18 protein-coding genes are annotated in these 16,326 nt (G+C 61.2%); 9 read left to right on the top strand and 9 right to left on the bottom strand.

From position 1 onward, the window contains the following. Positions 1–4: 4 nt before the first annotated feature. Both LB558_RS17520 and LB558_RS17515 read right to left on the bottom strand, forming a co-directional pair. Entirely contained in the window at positions 5–556 is a 552-nt protein-coding gene (locus LB558_RS17520; RefSeq protein WP_027037058.1) for a sigma-70 family RNA polymerase sigma factor, read from the bottom strand. Positions 557–559: 3 nt separating this feature from the next. Beyond that, positions 560–763 (bottom strand): NepR family anti-sigma factor, encoded by a 204-nt coding sequence (locus LB558_RS17515; protein WP_224698879.1) that lies wholly within the window; start codon positions 761–763, stop codon positions 560–562. A gap of 212 nt (positions 764–975) precedes the next feature. On the opposite strand from LB558_RS17515, the gene LB558_RS17510 reads away from it, so the two are divergent. The 6 genes from LB558_RS17510 to LB558_RS17485 all read left to right on the top strand — a co-directional run bounded on the left by LB558_RS17510 (position 976) and on the right by LB558_RS17485 (position 4,457). Continuing rightward, positions 976–1,770 carry a response regulator gene (locus LB558_RS17510; protein ID WP_023810997.1) on the top strand — a complete coding sequence of 265 codons (795 nt, stop codon included), beginning with the start codon at positions 976–978 and terminating at the stop codon, positions 1,768–1,770. A gap of 235 nt (positions 1,771–2,005) precedes the next feature. Further along, the gene (locus tag LB558_RS17505) at positions 2,006–2,173 is read left to right on the top strand and encodes a DUF1328 domain-containing protein (protein WP_091578592.1); all 168 of its coding nucleotides are present in this window, start codon (positions 2,006–2,008) and stop codon (positions 2,171–2,173) included. Between the two features lie 179 nt (positions 2,174–2,352). Next, positions 2,353–3,384 (top strand): sensor histidine kinase, encoded by a 1,032-nt coding sequence (locus LB558_RS17500; RefSeq protein ID WP_224698723.1) that lies wholly within the window; start codon positions 2,353–2,355, stop codon positions 3,382–3,384. Positions 3,385–3,506: 122 nt separating this feature from the next. After that, on the top strand, positions 3,507–3,686 hold the full coding sequence (locus tag LB558_RS17495) for a hypothetical protein (protein WP_224698722.1): 180 nt from the start codon (positions 3,507–3,509) through the stop codon (positions 3,684–3,686). Positions 3,687–3,799: 113 nt separating this feature from the next. Continuing rightward, positions 3,800–4,126, top strand: coding sequence for a hypothetical protein (locus LB558_RS17490; RefSeq protein WP_224698721.1), 327 nt, complete (start codon positions 3,800–3,802; stop codon positions 4,124–4,126). An 85-nt stretch (positions 4,127–4,211) separates the two neighbouring features. Next, positions 4,212–4,457 carry a YMGG-like glycine zipper-containing protein gene (locus LB558_RS17485; protein WP_027037064.1) on the top strand — a complete coding sequence of 82 codons (246 nt, stop codon included), beginning with the start codon at positions 4,212–4,214 and terminating at the stop codon, positions 4,455–4,457. Between the two features lie 96 nt (positions 4,458–4,553). Here the strand turns inward: LB558_RS17485 and LB558_RS17480 are convergent, their stop codons facing one another. The 4 genes from LB558_RS17480 to xylF form a co-directional block, all read right to left on the bottom strand. Continuing rightward, the gene (locus tag LB558_RS17480) at positions 4,554–6,182 is read right to left on the bottom strand and encodes a CHASE domain-containing protein (RefSeq protein ID WP_224698720.1); all 1,629 of its coding nucleotides are present in this window, start codon (positions 6,180–6,182) and stop codon (positions 4,554–4,556) included. A gap of 127 nt (positions 6,183–6,309) precedes the next feature. Then, positions 6,310–7,110, bottom strand: coding sequence for an ATP-binding cassette domain-containing protein (locus LB558_RS17475; protein ID WP_224698719.1), 801 nt, complete (start codon positions 7,108–7,110; stop codon positions 6,310–6,312). Between the two features lie 11 nt (positions 7,111–7,121). After that, entirely contained in the window at positions 7,122–8,474 is a 1,353-nt protein-coding gene (locus LB558_RS17470) for a sugar ABC transporter permease (RefSeq protein WP_224698718.1), read from the bottom strand. A gap of 142 nt (positions 8,475–8,616) precedes the next feature. After that, positions 8,617–9,657 carry a D-xylose ABC transporter substrate-binding protein gene (gene xylF / locus LB558_RS17465; RefSeq protein ID WP_013529274.1) on the bottom strand — a complete coding sequence of 347 codons (1,041 nt, stop codon included), beginning with the start codon at positions 9,655–9,657 and terminating at the stop codon, positions 8,617–8,619. A 269-nt stretch (positions 9,658–9,926) separates the two neighbouring features. Between xylF and LB558_RS17460 the strand changes: the two genes are divergently transcribed. From LB558_RS17460 to LB558_RS17450, 3 genes are all read left to right on the top strand, one after another. After that, positions 9,927–11,171 carry an ROK family protein gene (locus LB558_RS17460; RefSeq protein WP_224698717.1) on the top strand — a complete coding sequence of 415 codons (1,245 nt, stop codon included), beginning with the start codon at positions 9,927–9,929 and terminating at the stop codon, positions 11,169–11,171. A 368-nt stretch (positions 11,172–11,539) separates the two neighbouring features. After that, entirely contained in the window at positions 11,540–12,592 is a 1,053-nt protein-coding gene (locus LB558_RS17455; protein ID WP_224698716.1) for an AraC family transcriptional regulator, read from the top strand. Positions 12,593–13,144: 552 nt separating this feature from the next. Then, positions 13,145–13,819, top strand: coding sequence for an outer membrane protein (locus LB558_RS17450; protein ID WP_224698715.1), 675 nt, complete (start codon positions 13,145–13,147; stop codon positions 13,817–13,819). A 234-nt stretch (positions 13,820–14,053) separates the two neighbouring features. On the opposite strand, the gene phoB is transcribed toward LB558_RS17450, so the two are convergent. From phoB to pstB, 3 genes are read right to left on the bottom strand one after another with little or no spacing between them, the layout of a single operon-like run. Next, entirely contained in the window at positions 14,054–14,743 is a 690-nt protein-coding gene (gene phoB / locus LB558_RS17445; protein WP_010911896.1) for a phosphate regulon transcriptional regulator PhoB, read from the bottom strand. Positions 14,744–14,759: 16 nt separating this feature from the next. Next, positions 14,760–15,467, bottom strand: coding sequence for a phosphate signaling complex protein PhoU (phoU, locus tag LB558_RS17440; RefSeq protein WP_224698714.1), 708 nt, complete (start codon positions 15,465–15,467; stop codon positions 14,760–14,762). Between the two features lie 26 nt (positions 15,468–15,493). Beyond that, on the bottom strand, positions 15,494–16,312 hold the full coding sequence (pstB, locus tag LB558_RS17435) for a phosphate ABC transporter ATP-binding protein PstB (protein ID WP_224698713.1): 819 nt from the start codon (positions 16,310–16,312) through the stop codon (positions 15,494–15,496). Between the last annotated feature and the right edge of the window lie 14 nt (positions 16,313–16,326).

Raw genomic sequence — 16,326 nt, 5'->3', positions numbered from 1 at the left:
ACGGTCAGCTCGCCGGCGAGCCCGTTACCTGGGCCGAAATCGCGTCCGGACCGTACTCGTCCTCGCCTGATATTTTCAGGATCTCCTGCAAGCGCGTACGGGCTCGGCTGACGCGGCTCTTGATCGTCCCCACCGCGCAGCCACAGATCTCCGCAGCCTCCTCGTAGGAGAAACCAGATGCGCCGATGAGGATGATGGCTTCGCGTTGGTCCTCCGGCAATTGCTCCAGCGCCCCACGAAAATCCTTCAGGTCGAGCTGGCCGTGCTGGGCCGGATGAACGGCAAGCCTGGCCGTCATGATACCGTCGCTGTCCTGCACTTCGCGCCCGCGCTTGCGCATCTGCGAATAGAACTCGTTGCGCAGGATGGTGAAAAGCCACGCCTTGAGATTGGTGCCGGGCTGGAAGCTCTCATGCTTGTCCCAAGCCTTGACGAGCGTTTCCTGGACGAGGTCGTCGGCTTTGTCGGCATTTTGCGTCAGCGACACGGCGAACGCGCGCAGACTTGGGATTGCCCCAAGCAGATCAGTCTTGAAGCCTTGTGAGACCGCGGCCATGCCTCAGTCCTTCTTCTGTGCGGGTTCAGCCTGTTCCAGTTGGCTAAGCAACTTGGAAAAGCGATCCGGCACATCGTCGGAGACCAGCGCGTCGTAATATTGTTTGAGTTTGCGTCCGATTTCGGAGTTCGGCCCAAGAGCGTCACCGGAGCCGTTCCGGCGCCTGCTCTCGGCGCCAGCCAGAATATCTTTCGTCATATCCGTCATTTTGCCCTTGTATTCCCAGCGCTCAAAGCCGCTCTTACTATACTCGACACAACGCAAGCGGCGCCCTCGTCTGGTTGCCCATCCCGACCCCAAACGCGCCTTCACGGCATTTGTTCCGTCGAGGCGGAACTTTTTCAAAAAATCCGCGTTATCGTCAGGGCTCGCATCCAGCTTGCTATGAAATCACGTCATTCTGAGGGAGACGTCTTACCATGAGCTTATCCGCAACCATCGCACCACATCTGCCCTTCCTGCGCCGCTTCTCGCGGGCTGTTTCCGGGTCACAAGAGAGTGGTGATGCGCTGGTAGCCGCGATGCTCGAAGCCATCATCGCCGATATCGAGATATTTCCCGAAGCATCGAGCGACCGCATCGCCCTGTACAAGGTTTTCGCCAAGCTGTTCACATCGGTCGCCATCCGCGTTCCACAGGAGCAGGCGCAATCGGCGTGGGAACAGCGCACCGCCGCCAATTTGAATGCGATTGCGCCGCGGCCCCGTCAGGCCTTCCTGCTCGTGGCGGTCGAAGGCTTCAGCGAGGACGAAGCGGCGGAGATCCTCGACGTCGGCGACCAGGAGTTTTCAGAGCTGCTTGCCCAGGCGAGCAACGAGATATCGCGTCAGGTGGCAACCGACGTCCTGATCATCGAGGATGAACCGCTGATCGCCATGGATATCGAAGAAATGGTCGAGAGCCTCGGGCACCGCGTCGTTGGAACGGCGCGCACGCATGCCGAGGCAGTGATGATGTTCGGCAAGACGCGGCCGAAGATGGTGCTGGCCGACATCCAACTCGCCGACGGCAGTTCCGGCATTGAGGCCGTGAACGAAATCCTGTCATCGACATCGGTGCCGGTCATCTTCATCACCGCCTTCCCCGAGCGCCTGTTGACTGGTGAAAGGCCGGAACCGGCCTTCCTGGTCACCAAGCCGTTCAATCCCGACATGGTCAAGGCGCTGATCAGCCAGGCACTGTTCTTTGACCGGCAAGCGAAGGCGGCTGCATAGTTGGGAATTGGGGAGCGGAGGAATCGAAGGATTGACGAACCCTAGGGAATAGCTCGCTCGCCGAATCTCTCCAGATCCTCAATTCATCAATTCCTCGCTTGTGGCCGCCGGCGACGGGGAAATTCCTGGACGTCCGGCTGCCGAACGAATTGCAAGCACGGTCTTTTTCGGCAAAAGGGTGGGAACAAACCGCAACCACCCGCGTTTTCATCGCACCATTCGAAGGAGATGGATCATGCTTTACTGGGCGCTCGTATTTCTCGTCGTTGCAATCATCGCCGGCGCGCTTGGTTTCGGCGGGATCGCCGGCACATCTGCCGGCATAGCGCAGATATTGTTTTTCATCTTCCTCGCTTTCCTGATCATTTCGCTTCTTGCGGGCCTGTTCAAGCGGGCTTCGTAAGGACGAACGGCCGAACACTGGAAGCCGCACCCCTCAAACGGTTTCCAGCCACCGCCGGGCGGTGTCCCTCAAAGGACACCGTCCGGCGGACCGTTTTTGGCGGCGGGTTTTCGGGAAACCTCTTTGGAACCCATTCAACGGTGAGCCGTTCAGCCTGAATTGGGTGGACAGTTTGGCCGATGGGTTCCAGGACCGAAAACAGGAAGGATGCCGTGCAAAGCGATGAAGTCATCGCCCTCCATCCTGCTGAAAGCGGCATGCAGCTCGGCCGTGCCCTTCTTCACGCATTGCACAATGCCGGCATTTCCGTTCTCTATCAGGATCGCGAGATGAAAACCGTATGGGCGCGCAACATGCGTGCGCCCTGGGTTTTGGACACCGCCGACAGCATCGGCATCCTGCCCCAAGCGCAGGCCGACCGCATCGGCACAGCCAAGCGCGACGTCATTGCATCCGGCAACCCGCAACGTCTCGAGATCAGCGTTCCCGTCGAGGATGGCAGCCGCTGGTTCGAGGTCTGGATCGATGCCGACCACGGCGACGGCGGCGCTGTGCAAGGCGTCGTCACCACGATGGTCGAGACGACCGAGCAGAAACGCCGTGAGCAGACGCTAACGACGCTATTGCGGGAGGTGAGCCATCGCTCCAAAAACCTGCTGGCGATCATCCAGAGCATAGCCACCCAGACCGGCCGCTACTCCGACAGCATCGGCGATTTCCTGACACGCTTTCGCGGCCGGCTCCAATCGCTGGCTTCGTCCCAGGATCTCGTGACCTCTTCCAACTGGCGGGGTGCGGCGCTTCGCGAACTCGTATCGGGCCAGGTTGGCCGCTATGGCGGTGATCCGGTTCGCACCCTGAGGTTTCAGGGGGCAAACCCCTATCTCAATCCCAACGCTGCCCTGCATATCGGCCTTGCGATGCATGAACTCGCCGTCAATTCGGTGAGTTACGGCGCCTTGTCGCGGCCCGGCGGATTCGTCAATGTTACAGCCGACCTGACCGCCGCCGACACGGGAACCTCCCTGTCGCTGACATGGGCGGAGGCAATCGGAGCCAGTGATGTGAGGCTTAGCGAGAAGCGCTTCGGCAGCGTCGCACTCGAACGGGTCGTGCCGGCCTCACTGAACGGAACGGCCACGCTCGAAATCGCGGCTGGCCGCCTTGAGTACCGCCTCGTCGTTCCGCACGGCAATTTCGAGACGGATTGAGCGCACCCGCACCAGGTCCTTAACCGGCTGTTCACCATAAAAGCCGATGCTTTATTTCCCAGATACCACTGGAACCTGTTGCATCCTCGAACATTTCCGCAGCATGGTGCGGGAGGGATGCCTTGACGGTTGCCGACATGAACAGACTGGAGCAAGCCGCCCGGATTTCCATGGGCGAGTTTGAGGACTCCGAGGCTTCCGCGCCACCGCTGGCTCCTGTTCCTCCTGCTACGTTGCGCCTTGTCGCTCTGGGTCTGGCCACGGTTATCGTCGCGGTCGTCTTCTTCCAGCTGGTTTACTGACTTCCGCGCCACCTGCGGCCCTTGGTCGCTCCCATGTTAATTCGCGGTGGGTCTTGTAGTGCAGGAACTTTGCGGAATGTGGACCGTTACTGTGGCGAGAGGACGTTTTCGCCATGGAACACATCGCCGCATTGCTGCTGGTCATCGGCTGCTCGAACACGATGGCCGATTGCCGTGAGATTCATGTCCCTGTCAGTGTTTTCGAAACCGCCGACCAATGTGTCGCCGAACGCCCGTTCGCCATGGGCGACGCGCAGGGGCAGGCCGAACACATCGTCGCCAAATGCCTTGCGGTCGACCCGGCGCTCGAAGACGACTACGACCAGGTGGTGTGGAAAGTCGGCCGGGACGGCAGTATCGACGCATCCCTGGAGATTTCAAATACCGTGGTTGCGTCAAATATGACGCGCCCCGAAAAAGACTATCTTAGCCAACAATAAATTCGAGCGGGCAACGGGCGCCATTTCATGCTAAATGGCGGTTGGAGCTTATTAAAAGTGAGGACACAAAGTGAGGAGTGACTCTATGCGGAAGATACTTATTGCCATGGTTGCTGTGGTCGCGGTCAGTGGCTGCACCTCGACTGAGAAGGACGTGGTTGGCGGCGGCTTGATCGGTGCCGGTGTCGGCGGCTTGGTCGGCGGCGGCAAGGGCGCGCTGATCGGCGCGGCCGTCGGTGCCGGATCCGGCCTGCTGGTGCGTAACCTGCGCAATGGCTATTGCCAGTATCGCGATCATCGCGGCCGGATCTACACGGCTCGCTGCAACTAATTCGGCGATAATCGACACGTCGATCCGAAGGCCGGTCCGCTGGCCTTCGGATTTTTCATGTAGGGACGCTTGATCCTTTTCGGGTGAAGGTCGCGCTCAGTTGGCGAGTGGAATTTTGATTTCCACGTTCAACCCATTGGACTGGTAATCGCGTTTGATCGTACCGCGCAATTCGCGCGTCACGTTGAGGTCGATCAGCTTGGTGCCGAAGCCGGTTTTGGCGGGCGCTTTGAGTTGCTTCTGCCCGTTTTCGCGCCAGTTGAGAGCCAGCATCCTGTCGCGCCCGCGTCCTTCGACCGACCAGTCCACCTTCAGCGCCCCAACGGAATTGCCGGCTTCGCCGTATTTCAGCGCATTCGTCGCCAGTTCGTGGAAGGTCAGGCCGAGCGCCTGCGTCGTGGTTTCGTCGAGCAGCACCTGCGGTCCCGACAACAGCTCATCGGGTAGCTCCTTCCCGAACACCTGACCCAGCTCGATGCGCAGGAGATCGCCAAGGTCGGCCTTCTGCCAGCGCGAGCGCGTCAGCATGTCCTGGGACGCTGCCATCGCCTGCAGCCTGGCCGAGAAGGACGCGGAAAACTCGTTGACGTCGGTAGCCCGCGATGCCGTCTGGCGCGCGATAGCCAGCACCCTGGTGATCGAATTCTTGATGCGATGCTTCATCTCCTGCAGCATCAGGTCTTTTTCGATCAGGCTCTTTTCCGTCGTTTCGTGCAATCGCGACGCTGCCTCATAGGCCCGCTCCTGATAGCGCGCCACCAGCGCGATGGCACCCGCCAACAGCAGGCCGAACAGCCCCAGCATCACCGGAATAGCGCGCGACGACGGCTGCGAGAAGGCGCTTGTCGGCCGGAACAGGACAGTCCATGGCTGTCCGGCCACGATGATCTTTCGGGTGACCAGCAGCCTGTCGCCGAAAGTGGAAGCCGGCGGCGTCTCCGACCGGAACAACAGATTGTCGCCGTTCACGGCACCATCGCCATCATAGATTTCGGTGTTGACCGGCAGCAGCGGCGACCGGCTGAGCGCGGTCTGGAACAGATCGCGAGCCCGAAAGGCAGCATAGAGAAAACCGGCCGTCGAGGATCTCGAAGCATTGATGACGTCGGGAGCGGTTTCGACATTGAGCCGCACGAAAACGAAGAAGCCGGTGAACGTCTGCGCAGCGCCCGTGTCTTGGCCCAGCTGCACCAGCCCGCTGGCGTGCTGCTGGTCGTCGGACATCGCCTTTTCGATCGCCACACGCCGCACCGGTTCGCTGAACATGTCGTAGCCGATGCCGGCTTGATTGGATGGATCCAGCGGTTCGAACAGCACGATAGGGGTGCGCCAGGGTTGCGTGGTATCCGGATAGATTGGATGACTGACGCCATAATCGTGCAGCATGTCGCGTTCGACCGTCGCCTCGTCGCCCGCCTTTGCCAGCCTGAGGAAGCCGATACCGCGCAAGCCGGCGAAATTCTTGTCGACATCGAGTGCGGTGAAGAACGCCTTGAACTCATTGCGAGAAATATCGCCATTGCGGGCGTCGAACAGGGCCTGCGTCGAGCGCAGCAGCGACAGATGCAGGTCGATGCGGCTCTCGATCCGGTTGAGCGCATCGTCGGCAGTCGCCTCGAACTTGATACGCGCGGCTTCCTGCGTGGCGAAATAGGCAAAACCTGCCATCACCATGCTGATCAGCGCGACGGCGATAAAGGCGATGATCGGGAAAAGCTTCTTCAACGGATCGTGCGGTCCCTGAGCAATGTCGGACCTTTATGGGCAAGTCGCCGTGCCAACACAATGCCAAGGCCAAGGCATCCTTACGGCTGGCATATCACGTGTCCGGCAACCGCGATCTGGGTTGATCTCAGGCCGCGATCTTCAGCGCACCCGGTCCGGGAATGGCGCCTGGCGGGCATTTGCCCAGAATGATCATGCCCAGCACCTCCTCCTGGGTGACATCAGTGGTGCGGGCGGTGCCGACGACCTGGCCGTTCTTCATGACGCAGACCCGGTCGGCGAGCTCGAACACATCGTGGATGTCGTGGCTGATCAGGAAGATGCCGATGCCGTCGGACTTGAGTTGCTTGACCAGTTCGCCGACCTGCGCCGTTTCCTGCGGACCGAGCGCCGCCGTCGGCTCGTCCATGATCAGGATGCGGGCGTTGAACAGGATCGCACGCGCGATCGCCACCGATTGCCGCTGGCCGCCCGACAGCTTGATCACCGGCTCCTTGAAACGCTGGAACCGGGGATTGAGCCGACCCATCACCTTGCGCGCCTCGGCCTCCATGGCAACGTCGTCGAGCGTGCCCCAGGCGGTCATCAGCTCGCGGCCGAGAAACAGATTGGCGGCGGCATCGACATTGTCGGCCAAGGCCAGGGTCTGGTAGATCGTCTCGATGCCGTATTTCTTGGCGTCGCGTGGATTGGAGATCGATGCCTCCTCGCCGTTGACGAAGATCTGGCCCGAATCGCGCTTGTAGGCGCCGGACAGGATCTTGATCAATGTCGACTTGCCGGCGCCATTGTGGCCGAGCAGCGCCACGACCTCGCCGGGGAAAAGATCGATCGAGGCGTCGTCGACGGCGCGGATGCCGCCAAACGCGATGGAGATGTTCCTCATGTCGATCAGCGCGGTGGCTGCAGGAGCAGTCTTGTCAGTCATGGCATGCCCTCCTAGACGCGCTTGCGATAGACGGTGTCGAGCCACACGGCGATCACCAGGACGGCGCCGACGACGATGCTCTGCAGCGGCGAGTCGACACCAAGCAGCACCATGCCGGACTGCAGCGACTGCATCAGCAAGGCGCCGAGCATGGCGCCGATGATCGTTCCCGACCCGCCGGCTAGCGACGTGCCACCGATCACGGCGGCTGCAATGACGAGCAGCTCGTCGAGCGTTCCAAGCACGTTGGTGGCCGAATTCTGCCGGGCCGAGGAGATCGCCGCGGCGATCGTGGCCAGCACGCCCATGATCATGAACACCTTCATGGTGATCCAGCGCGTGTTGATGCCGGCGAGATTGGCCGCCTCGGGATTGCCGCCGATGGCGAAGACATAGCGGCCGAAACGGGTGCGGTTGGTGATGAAGGTCATGACCAGCCCGACGGCGACAGCCATCAGCACCGGTATGGCGATACCGTGGGCGATGAACAGGCCGCCTTCGGGAACGGTGATGTTGTTGGCGGCCGCATATCTGTTCACGATGCCAATCGGCCAGGGATAGGAATTGGCGAGCCAGACCGCACCCATGATGGCGCCGCAGGTGACGACACCGAGCAGCGTCTCGGCCCAGATCGGACGTAACGGAAACCGGAAACGCTTGCGCTGCACCCGCCCGTTGAACAGCCCAAACACCACGGCGAGGCAGGCGACGATCCCGACGACCCAGCTCCAGGTCGCGCCGATCGATCCTGCAGGCCCGCCGCCCATCAGCTGAAAAGTGGCGTCAAGCGGCGCCACGGTCTGGCCCGATGTGACCCACCAGGCGGCACCGCGCCAGACCAGCAGGCCGCCCAGCGTCACGATAAAGGCGGGCACTTCGAGATAGGCGATGACGAAGCCTTGAAAGGCGCCGATCAACAGCCCGAGCGCCAGGCCGATGACCAACGCCAGGACCCAGATCCACGGATTGCCGAGTTCGAGCCCGACAAAGCGCACCAGGAAATGCACCTGGGCAAATCCCATCACCATGCCGATCAGGCCCTCGGCGGAACCGACCGACAGGTCGATGTTGCGCATGACGATGACCAGCACCATGCCGCAGGCCATGATGGCAACCGCGGACGTCTGTACCGACAGGTTCCACAGATTGCGCGGCGTGAGAAAGGTTCGGCTGTCGAAATCGAGCGGGTTGACGCCGAGGCGCAGGCTGGAAATGACATGCAGCCCAATCCAGATGACCAGCAGCGCGCCGATCATGCCGAGCATGCGGGTGTCGATCTCGGTCGCCTTCAGGAACCGGGCGACGGCGCCGAGTTCCGACGCGCGCGCCGTATCGGCCTGCGGGTTGGACGTCGTATCGGTCATGGTTTCCTCCCACCGGCTGGCCGTCTGACGCGCGTGCCGGAGCCCAGCCTAGAAGCTATCCGCATGATGCGGAAAAACAATTCTTTGAGAAAACGCCGCGGCTTGTGGGCCGCGGCGTTCAGATATTTCGAAGTGGTCCGGATCAGTTACAGGCCGCGACGGTGCCGGCGGCGACACCCGCGCAGACTTCGTCCTTCTTGATCCAGCCAGCGTCGATGACGACGTTGAGATTGTCCTTGGTGATGGCAACCGGGGTCAGGAACAGAGATTTGACGGTGTTGCCGCCAGGCGTCGTGAAGTCCTTGGCGCCGGCGATGTCGCTCGTCTTCTTGCCGTCGGCCAGTTGCGAGGCGATCTCGGCGGCATTCTTGCCGAGTTCACGCGCATCCTTCCACACCGACACGGTTTGCGTGCCGAGGGCGATGCGGTTCAGCGCGGCGTGATCGCCGTCCTGCCCCGAGACCGGCACGGTGCCGGCCAAACCTTGAGCCGTGAGCGCCGCGACGACGCCACCGGCAGTGCCGTCATTGGCCGCGACCACCGCGTCGACCTTGTTGTCGTTGGCGGTCAGGAACTGTTCCATGTTCTTCTGGGCGTTGGCGGGCAGCCAGCCATCCGTGTAGGCTTCGCCGACATTCTTGATCTTGCCGCTGTCGATAGCTTCCTTGAGCACTTCCATCGAGCCCGAGAACAGGAAGTCGGCATTGGGATCGGCACCGGAGCCCTTGATGAAGACGTAGTTGCCTTCCGGCTTGACCTTGAACACTTCGCGGGCCTGCATGCGGCCGACTTCCTTGTTGTCGAAGGTCAGATAGAAGACGTCCTTGTTCTCGATCAGCCGGTCATAACCGACGACCGGAATGCCTTCGTCCAGCGCCTTCTGCACCGCCGGGCCGATGGCTGAAGCATCCTGCGCCAGGATGATCAGGGAATTGGCGCCCTGCGAGATCAGGCTTTCGACATCGGTAAGCTGCTTGCCGGGATTGGACTGCGCATCGGCGGAGATGTATTTATCGCCGGCGGCCTCGATCGCCGTCTTCATGGCCGCCTCGTCGGTCTTCCAGCGCTCTTCCTGGAAGTTGGACCACGAAACGCCGACGACCTTGTCCTTCGCCTGCGCGACAGACGCGAGCGTCAGCGACATGGCGGCACCTGCCAGGATGGCGGCTGTGAATCTTTTCATATTATCCTCCCTGCGCCGCGTTGGCGCGACCAAACTGACCCGAAGGCCGGCACAGAAGCTCTATTTTTTCGAGCCTCGAAAAAATACTGGGCCAACGCCCGAACGCTGTCAACATCGATTCTGATGGATTTTGATGTCGTTTCAAATTTTTTTCGAGTCTCGGAATAAATAAATGACAGGGTGCGCGGCTTCTGCCAGTATTTACCTGCGTCACCGACAGCGTTCCATGGGCAGGAAGAACCGCGGCGACCGGGAGGATATGAAAAAGCATGTCGGTCGGAATCCGCCACGACGATTTGCGCCGCCGCAACCGCGCGATGGTGATCGCGGCGGTGCGCCACGCCGGACAGCCGTCGCGCACCGAGATCGCCGCGACCACAAGCCTCAGCCATTCGACCATCTCCGCGATCTCATCCGACCTGATCGTCGAAGGCATCCTGACCGAAAGCAAGCCGAGCGAGGCCGGCTCGCTCAAACGCGGCCGGCCGCAGGTCGGCCTCAGCCTCAATCCGGAAGCGGCCGCGGTAATGACCGTGGTGCTGTCGCTGAATTTCCTCTCTGTCGCCGTCATCGACTATGCCGGCCAGGTAATATCCGAGGAACAGCGCCGGCTGGACACGCTGACGATGGCGCGCGAGTCGCTGATCGGTGAATGCACGGCAATCGTGCGGCGTCGCCTGGAAGATCCCGACCTGGACGTGCGCAGCATCGCCCGCATCGCGCTGGCCATCCAGGGCATCACCGACACCCGTTCCCGCGCCATGCTGTGGTCGCCGATCACGCCGCACACCGATATCGCCTTCGCCGACATCCTCGAAGACGCGTTCGGCATCCCCGCCACCATGGAGAACGACTGCAACATGATGGCGGTGGCGTTGCGCTGGCGCGATCCGCAGCGCTACCGCGACGACTTCATCGCCATCCTTTTGTCGCACGGCATCGGCATGGGCCTGGTGCTGAAGGGCGAATTGTTCACCGGCACCCATTCCTCGGGCGGCGAGTTCGGCCACATGATCCATCGGCCGAACGGCGCCCTCTGCCGCTGCGGACGGCGCGGCTGCGTCGAGGCCTACGCCGGCAACTATGCTATCTGGCGCAATGCAAGGCAGTTGGGCGAAGACGCTGAACCTGTGGCCGATGTCAGCGACGCCGACATGCGCGCGCTGGCGACCGCGGCCCGCGAAAGGGATGGCCCCGAACGGGAAGCCTATCGCAAGGCCGGCGAAGCGCTCGGCTACGGTCTCGGCAGCCTGTTCGCGCTGATCGATCCGGCGCCCGTTGCCATGGTCGGCGTCAGCGCGGCCGCCTTCGACCTGATCGAGCCGGCACTGCGCGAGGCGATTGTCCAGACCGCCGGCGGCCAGCACTCAAAATCGATTTCCTTCGACACAGAGCCGAACGAACTGCCACTGATCCGCGAAGGCTGCGCCATGCGCGCACTGACCTTCGTCGACCAGGAGATTTTCGCACCCGGCGCGCAGGCGAGAGGAAGCGCCGGAAAGCACGTTGCCTGAGGACCAGGGTCAACCCAGTCATCCCGAAATGACGGAGGTTGACCAGTCCGAACGTGGGTGCGCCCTGCCGCTTCGCTTTGGGCGCGGCCGGCTGTCCGTCGAAGTCTGGTTCAGAACCCAATCTGGACCTTTCCGGACGGACCTTGCGCTCCATCGGCTCTTCAGCCTTGCCGTGTTGCCTGATTTTGGAGCCGAGGCCCGTCTCTCCTGGTAGCGTGCGCCTCTCGGGCCGGACACCATGACCGAGCGTCGCAACTGCTTGACCGAGCGTCCCAAACTATTGACTACTTCGATAATCATGGACCCTCATGTCGTGCGATCGGGCAGTGCCGATGCATAGGGGCAGCGGAAGTTCAACACGGTTCAGGATGCGCAAGCCCGACAGCACGTTCGATACGGCAACGGCACAGCGGGTTGAATGGCCATTTCCGCGAGGCGTAGAATGTTTTGCTGCGTGGAAAAGCGCGCTTTCTCTCCTGGTCGACTGTTCCATACCCGAGAACGCCGACCCCTCGCTTTTTGACTTTCATGGTTGCAGTTGGCAACTCCCGGGTGCGTTTGTGCATGTGAACGGCGGATCGGCGATGGCGATGTCGCGGACGCAACAGGTCATCGACGACCGACCGACCCAGCACATGGTGCTCTATATGGTCTTGGAAGGGCAGGTCACGAGCAACTACGACGGATTGATCCAGGAGCATGTTCCCGGCGACATCGTCGCCGTCGACTATTCGTTGCCCTATGAAAGCCAGACCTCGGGCTATGAAGGGATCGCGCTGACTTTCGACAAGGCCAGTGCGCCGGCCGGGCTGCAGAACAACGCTCACGGCCTTGTGCTGACGGCGAGCGAGGACGCCGGTGCCATGCTGGGAGCCCAGATCAAGGCACTCGTGAAGCATATCGAGGGCCTCAGCATTCACCAGAGTCAGGTGACAGTCGACGGCATCCTGCGCTTTGCCGTCGCCGCCTTTGGCGCCCCCACAACGCGACAGCGACGTGACAAGCGTTTCCTCTTCCAACGTGCATCGTCGACCGCACGACAAAAACTGTCCGATCCCGACTTCGGCCCGAATGAGCTGGCGGCGGTCCTGGGAGTTTCCCGATCGAACCTGTTCCGTTTGTTCGAGCCGCATGGTGGCGTACAACGCTGGATGCTCGCTGAACGGCTAAGAGTGAGCTTGCAGAGCATTCTACGATCAGCGCCAGATCACAAGATAGCGGCCATTGCCCGTAACCACGGGTTTCGCAGCGAGGCGCACTTCAGCCGCGCCTTCCAGAAGCGATATCAGATCAGCCCGAGTTCTGTCCGCGCTCTCGCCAAGGATTCAATGCGGATGGCAACGTATGAGACCTTGCTGAAACAGGGCAACGGAAACGGAGGAGCGGTCGTCGAAGGCTGGCTCGCCTCCGTCCGCGCCTGAGTCCGTTGCGCAGGGCGTTCCGCTCGGCAATCAGCAAGGATTGGTTCTGGCTATGGCTGGCGGTGAGCTGCGAAGCCGACCTCGAAACAAGAAGAAGCGAAGGTGATCCCGCACCTTGATTGTGCGTCTCATCTTGGTGACCGAGCGTCCCAATGTGCCCGCCAACCTCGCCCGGGACAGTGACAGCACAATCGACTTCGCGGACAGATATTTCAAGGTGTGAGCTGAAGCACTGCCGGCCACGAAGGCCGGCCAGACATGCTTCCAGTAATGCGCAATGGAGCGCACACCGCAAAGGGCACCCAACATGTCAGGCGAGGCAATTCAGATGCAGCAGATTGGTGAAGCGGACAAGCCGGGCCACCCGAATTCATCGCATCTGGGACGGGCAATCAGCAAGGCATGGGCGCGCCTTACATTAACCGGCTTACCATCGCGTCGTACCCCACGGCCAGACGGCCTGGAAGCATTCGACATGCTCGGCGGCTGGAAAGGCACGGATGCCAAGAGGCATAACAATAGCTAGTGGCGCTGGCCGGGCGGGTACTTCTTATGCGCATCTTTGCAATCTCGGCGGGCTTGGTCCTATCAGCGGGGTTCTGGCCCGCCCATGCAGCCTCTCCGGATATGCCGGCGGCTCCCCCGATCGGTTTCAACTGGACAGGCGGATATGGTGGCGTCCTGGCAGGATATGCTTGGGGAGACGGCCGCTTCACCGGGGATGACGATCATGCCAATCCCAAGCCTGCCGGTCTCATGGGAGGTTTGTATGTCGGTGCGAACCACCAATTCGGCAACAACGTCGTCTTGGGCATCGATGCCGACATAGCCTGGAGTGGGGCTGACGATGATGCTCTCGTATACAATTCGGCGGGGGTTCCCTGGCCTGCCGACTACCCCGTAGTCCAGGAGATAAGTCGGACTGGTGCGATCCGCGCGCGCCTCGGATACGCAACCGACCGGTGGCTGCCCTATATTGCCGGTGGTGTCGCCTTCGCCGACGTAAATCAAAGGCTCGTCGGAGCCGATGACGATTTCGACACGACTTATACCGGCTGGACGCTCGGCGTCGGCACGGAATACGCCTTTACCGACAACATGATCCTCCGGGCTGAGTACCGCCATGCCGATTTTGGATCCAAGACATTCGACCTGCAGGATGCACCTCCATTGGACATCGAACTCAAGACCCATGAGGTTCGCATCGGCATCGCCTACAAATTCTGATCGGCACCTGTCCGAAGTTGCGTTGGGCTTCCCGGCCATCGCAGGACCTGACCGTGAGCTGTTGCCCAGAGCAATTCTAGGAAAAGCGAGAAACGGCTTTCCCTCCGGAGTTGCATCAAAACAAAGAGATAGGGCGGCTCTGCGTTTCCGTGAAACGATGATGAAACGCTCAGGTGAGAACCCTTCACAAAGGAGTTCTCACCTGGTCCCGATGATGTCGGGGCGGAATTAGCTCTAATCCTCGCGGATCGCGTATCCGGCCCCACGGATCGTGCGGATGACGTCCGGCATGCGGCCATTGTTGACCGCCTTGCGCAGCCGGCCGACATGCACATCGACTGTGCGCTCGTCGATGTAGATCGTCTCGCCCCAGACATTGTCGAGCAGCTGGCTGCGCGAGAACACGCGGCCTGGATGGCGCATCATGAATTCAAGCAGGCGGAATTCCGTCGGCCCGAGCCGGATCTCGCTCTTCTTGCGATAGACACGATGCGACTCGCGATCGAGCACGATGTCGCCGACCTTGAGCACGCTGGACAGCACTTCCGGCTTGGCCCGGCGCAGCAGCGCCTTGACCCTGGCCATGAATTCCGGCGTCGAGAAAGGCTTGACCAGATAATCGTCGGCACCGGTCGACAGGCCGCGCACGCGGTCGCTTTCCTCGCCTCGCGCGGTCAGCATGATGATCGGCAGCCGCTCGGTCTCGGGACGCATTCGCAGGCGCCGGCAGAGTTCGATGCCGGAAACCGCCGGCACCATCCAGTCGAGCACCAGAAGGTCGGGAACGTTCTCCTGCAGCCGGATTTCGGCCTCGTCGCCGCGCGTCACCACCTCGACCTGGTAACCTTCGGATTCAAGATTGTAGCGGAGCAGCACGCCTAGCGGCTCCTCATCCTCCACCACCATGATGCGTGGTGCGATCATCGGCTGGTCACCCCTGTCATGCCGCTGGCGAGGACATTGCCGTCTCGTCCTGCTTCGGACGATTGGCTGGCAACTGCGTGCCGGTCAAAACATAATAGGCATTCTCGGCGATGTTGGTCACGTGATCGCCTATCCGCTCGAGGTTCTTGGCGCAGAACAACAGGTGCGTGCACGCCGTGATATTGCGGGGATCTTCCATCATGTAGGTCAACAGCTCGCGGAACACCGAGGTGTATTTGACGTCGATGCGTTCGTCATTGTTTCTGAGCGTGGCAAGCGCTGCCGGGTCAGCGGCGGCATACTCGTCGACGACCCCCTGCACCTGGATCAGCACCAGCTGCGCCATCCCGTCGATCGAATGCGACAGGTCGTGCGGCGTGACGCTCAGCCCGACAGTGCCGACTCGCTTGGCGATGTTCTTGGCAAGATCACCGATGCGTTCGAGGTCGCCGGCCATGCGGATCGAACCGACCACCGCACGCAGGTCGTTGGCCATTGGCTGGCGCTTGGCGATCAGCGTGATGGCGCGATCGTCCAGCTCGCGCTGGCGTGCATCCATGATGGCGTCGTCGGAAACCACCCGCTGCGCCAGCGCATTGTCCGAATTGAGCAAAGCCCTGGTCGAGCCACTGACCATCGAGCGGGCGAGATCGCCCATGTCGCGGATCAGCTGGCTAATCTGCTCCAGATCCTCATCGAAAGATGCGACGGTATGTTCACCCATGATCTTCGTCCCTCATATGCCTGAGCTCAGCCGAACCGGCCGGTGATGTAGTCCTGGGTGCGTTTGTCGTCGGGGGTGGTGAACATCTTGTCGGTGGCGCCCTCCTCGACCAGATAGCCTAGATGGAACATCGCGGTGCGCTGCGACACGCGCGCCGCCTGCTGCATCGAATGGGTGACGATGACGATCGTATAGTTCTGACGCAGTTCGTCGATCAGTTCCTCAACGCGAGCGGTGGCGATCGGGTCGAGTGCCGAACACGGTTCGTCCATCAGGATCACCTCGGGTGACACGGCGATGGCGCGTGCAATGCACAGACGCTGCTGCTGGCCACCGGAAAGACCCGTGCCAGGTTCCTGCAAACGGTCCTTGACCTCGTTCCAGATTGCCGCCTTCTTCAAGCTCGACTCGACGATCTGATCCATGTCGGCTTTGCGCTTGGCCAATCCATGGATGCGCGGACCATAGGCGACGTTCTCGTAGATCGACTTTGGGAACGGATTGGGTTTCTGGAACACCATGCCGACGCGCGCCCTGAGTTCGACGACATCGATGTTCTTGTCGTAGATGTCTTCTTCGTCGAGGGTTATCTTGCCGGTTACCCGTGCCGAATCGATGGTGTCGTTCATGCGGTTGAGGCAGCGCAGGAAGGTGGACTTGCCGCAGCCGGAGGGGCCGATCAGCGCCGTCACCTGATTCAGGCGGACGTCGAGATTGACATCGAACAGCGCCTGCTTCTCGCCGTAGAACACGCCGACCTTGTCGCCGCGCATTTTGATCACTTCGTTCGACTTCATCTTGTCGCCCACTGCGTTTTCAAGAGACTGTTCGGTCATGATGTTCATACCAAGATGCCTTT

The sequence above is a fragment of the Mesorhizobium sp. CO1-1-8 genome (genome assembly GCF_020164875.1).
Lineage (GTDB): Bacteria > Pseudomonadota > Alphaproteobacteria > Rhizobiales > Rhizobiaceae > Mesorhizobium.
Note: the sequence above shows the minus strand (reverse complement) of the source record. Positions and strands in the feature narration are given on the sequence as shown.

Excerpts from the sequence above, each read along its gene's own strand:
- LB558_RS17520 (WP_027037058.1), bottom strand. The coding sequence starts at position 556 with ATGGCCGCGGTCTCACAAGGCTTCAAGACTGATCTGCTTGGGGCAATC.
- LB558_RS17515 (WP_224698879.1), bottom strand. The coding sequence starts at position 763 with ATGACGGATATGACGAAAGATATTCTGGCTGGCGCCGAGAGCAGGCGC.
- LB558_RS17510 (WP_023810997.1), top strand. The coding sequence starts at position 976 with ATGAGCTTATCCGCAACCATCGCACCACATCTGCCCTTCCTGCGCCGC.
- LB558_RS17505 (WP_091578592.1), top strand. The coding sequence starts at position 2,006 with ATGCTTTACTGGGCGCTCGTATTTCTCGTCGTTGCAATCATCGCCGGC.
- LB558_RS17500 (WP_224698723.1), top strand. The coding sequence starts at position 2,353 with ATGGGTTCCAGGACCGAAAACAGGAAGGATGCCGTGCAAAGCGATGAA.
- LB558_RS17490 (WP_224698721.1), top strand. The coding sequence starts at position 3,800 with ATGGAACACATCGCCGCATTGCTGCTGGTCATCGGCTGCTCGAACACG.
- LB558_RS17485 (WP_027037064.1), top strand. The coding sequence starts at position 4,212 with ATGCGGAAGATACTTATTGCCATGGTTGCTGTGGTCGCGGTCAGTGGC.
- LB558_RS17475 (WP_224698719.1), bottom strand. The coding sequence starts at position 7,110 with ATGACTGACAAGACTGCTCCTGCAGCCACCGCGCTGATCGACATGAGG.
- LB558_RS17470 (WP_224698718.1), bottom strand. The coding sequence starts at position 8,474 with ATGACCGATACGACGTCCAACCCGCAGGCCGATACGGCGCGCGCGTCG.
- xylF (WP_013529274.1), bottom strand. The coding sequence starts at position 9,657 with ATGAAAAGATTCACAGCCGCCATCCTGGCAGGTGCCGCCATGTCGCTG.
- LB558_RS17460 (WP_224698717.1), top strand. The coding sequence starts at position 9,927 with ATGTCGGTCGGAATCCGCCACGACGATTTGCGCCGCCGCAACCGCGCG.
- LB558_RS17455 (WP_224698716.1), top strand. The coding sequence starts at position 11,540 with ATGCGCAAGCCCGACAGCACGTTCGATACGGCAACGGCACAGCGGGTT.
- LB558_RS17450 (WP_224698715.1), top strand. The coding sequence starts at position 13,145 with ATGCGCATCTTTGCAATCTCGGCGGGCTTGGTCCTATCAGCGGGGTTC.
- phoB (WP_010911896.1), bottom strand. The coding sequence starts at position 14,743 with ATGATCGCACCACGCATCATGGTGGTGGAGGATGAGGAGCCGCTAGGC.
- phoU (WP_224698714.1), bottom strand. The coding sequence starts at position 15,467 with ATGGGTGAACATACCGTCGCATCTTTCGATGAGGATCTGGAGCAGATT.
- pstB (WP_224698713.1), bottom strand. The coding sequence starts at position 16,312 with ATGAACATCATGACCGAACAGTCTCTTGAAAACGCAGTGGGCGACAAG.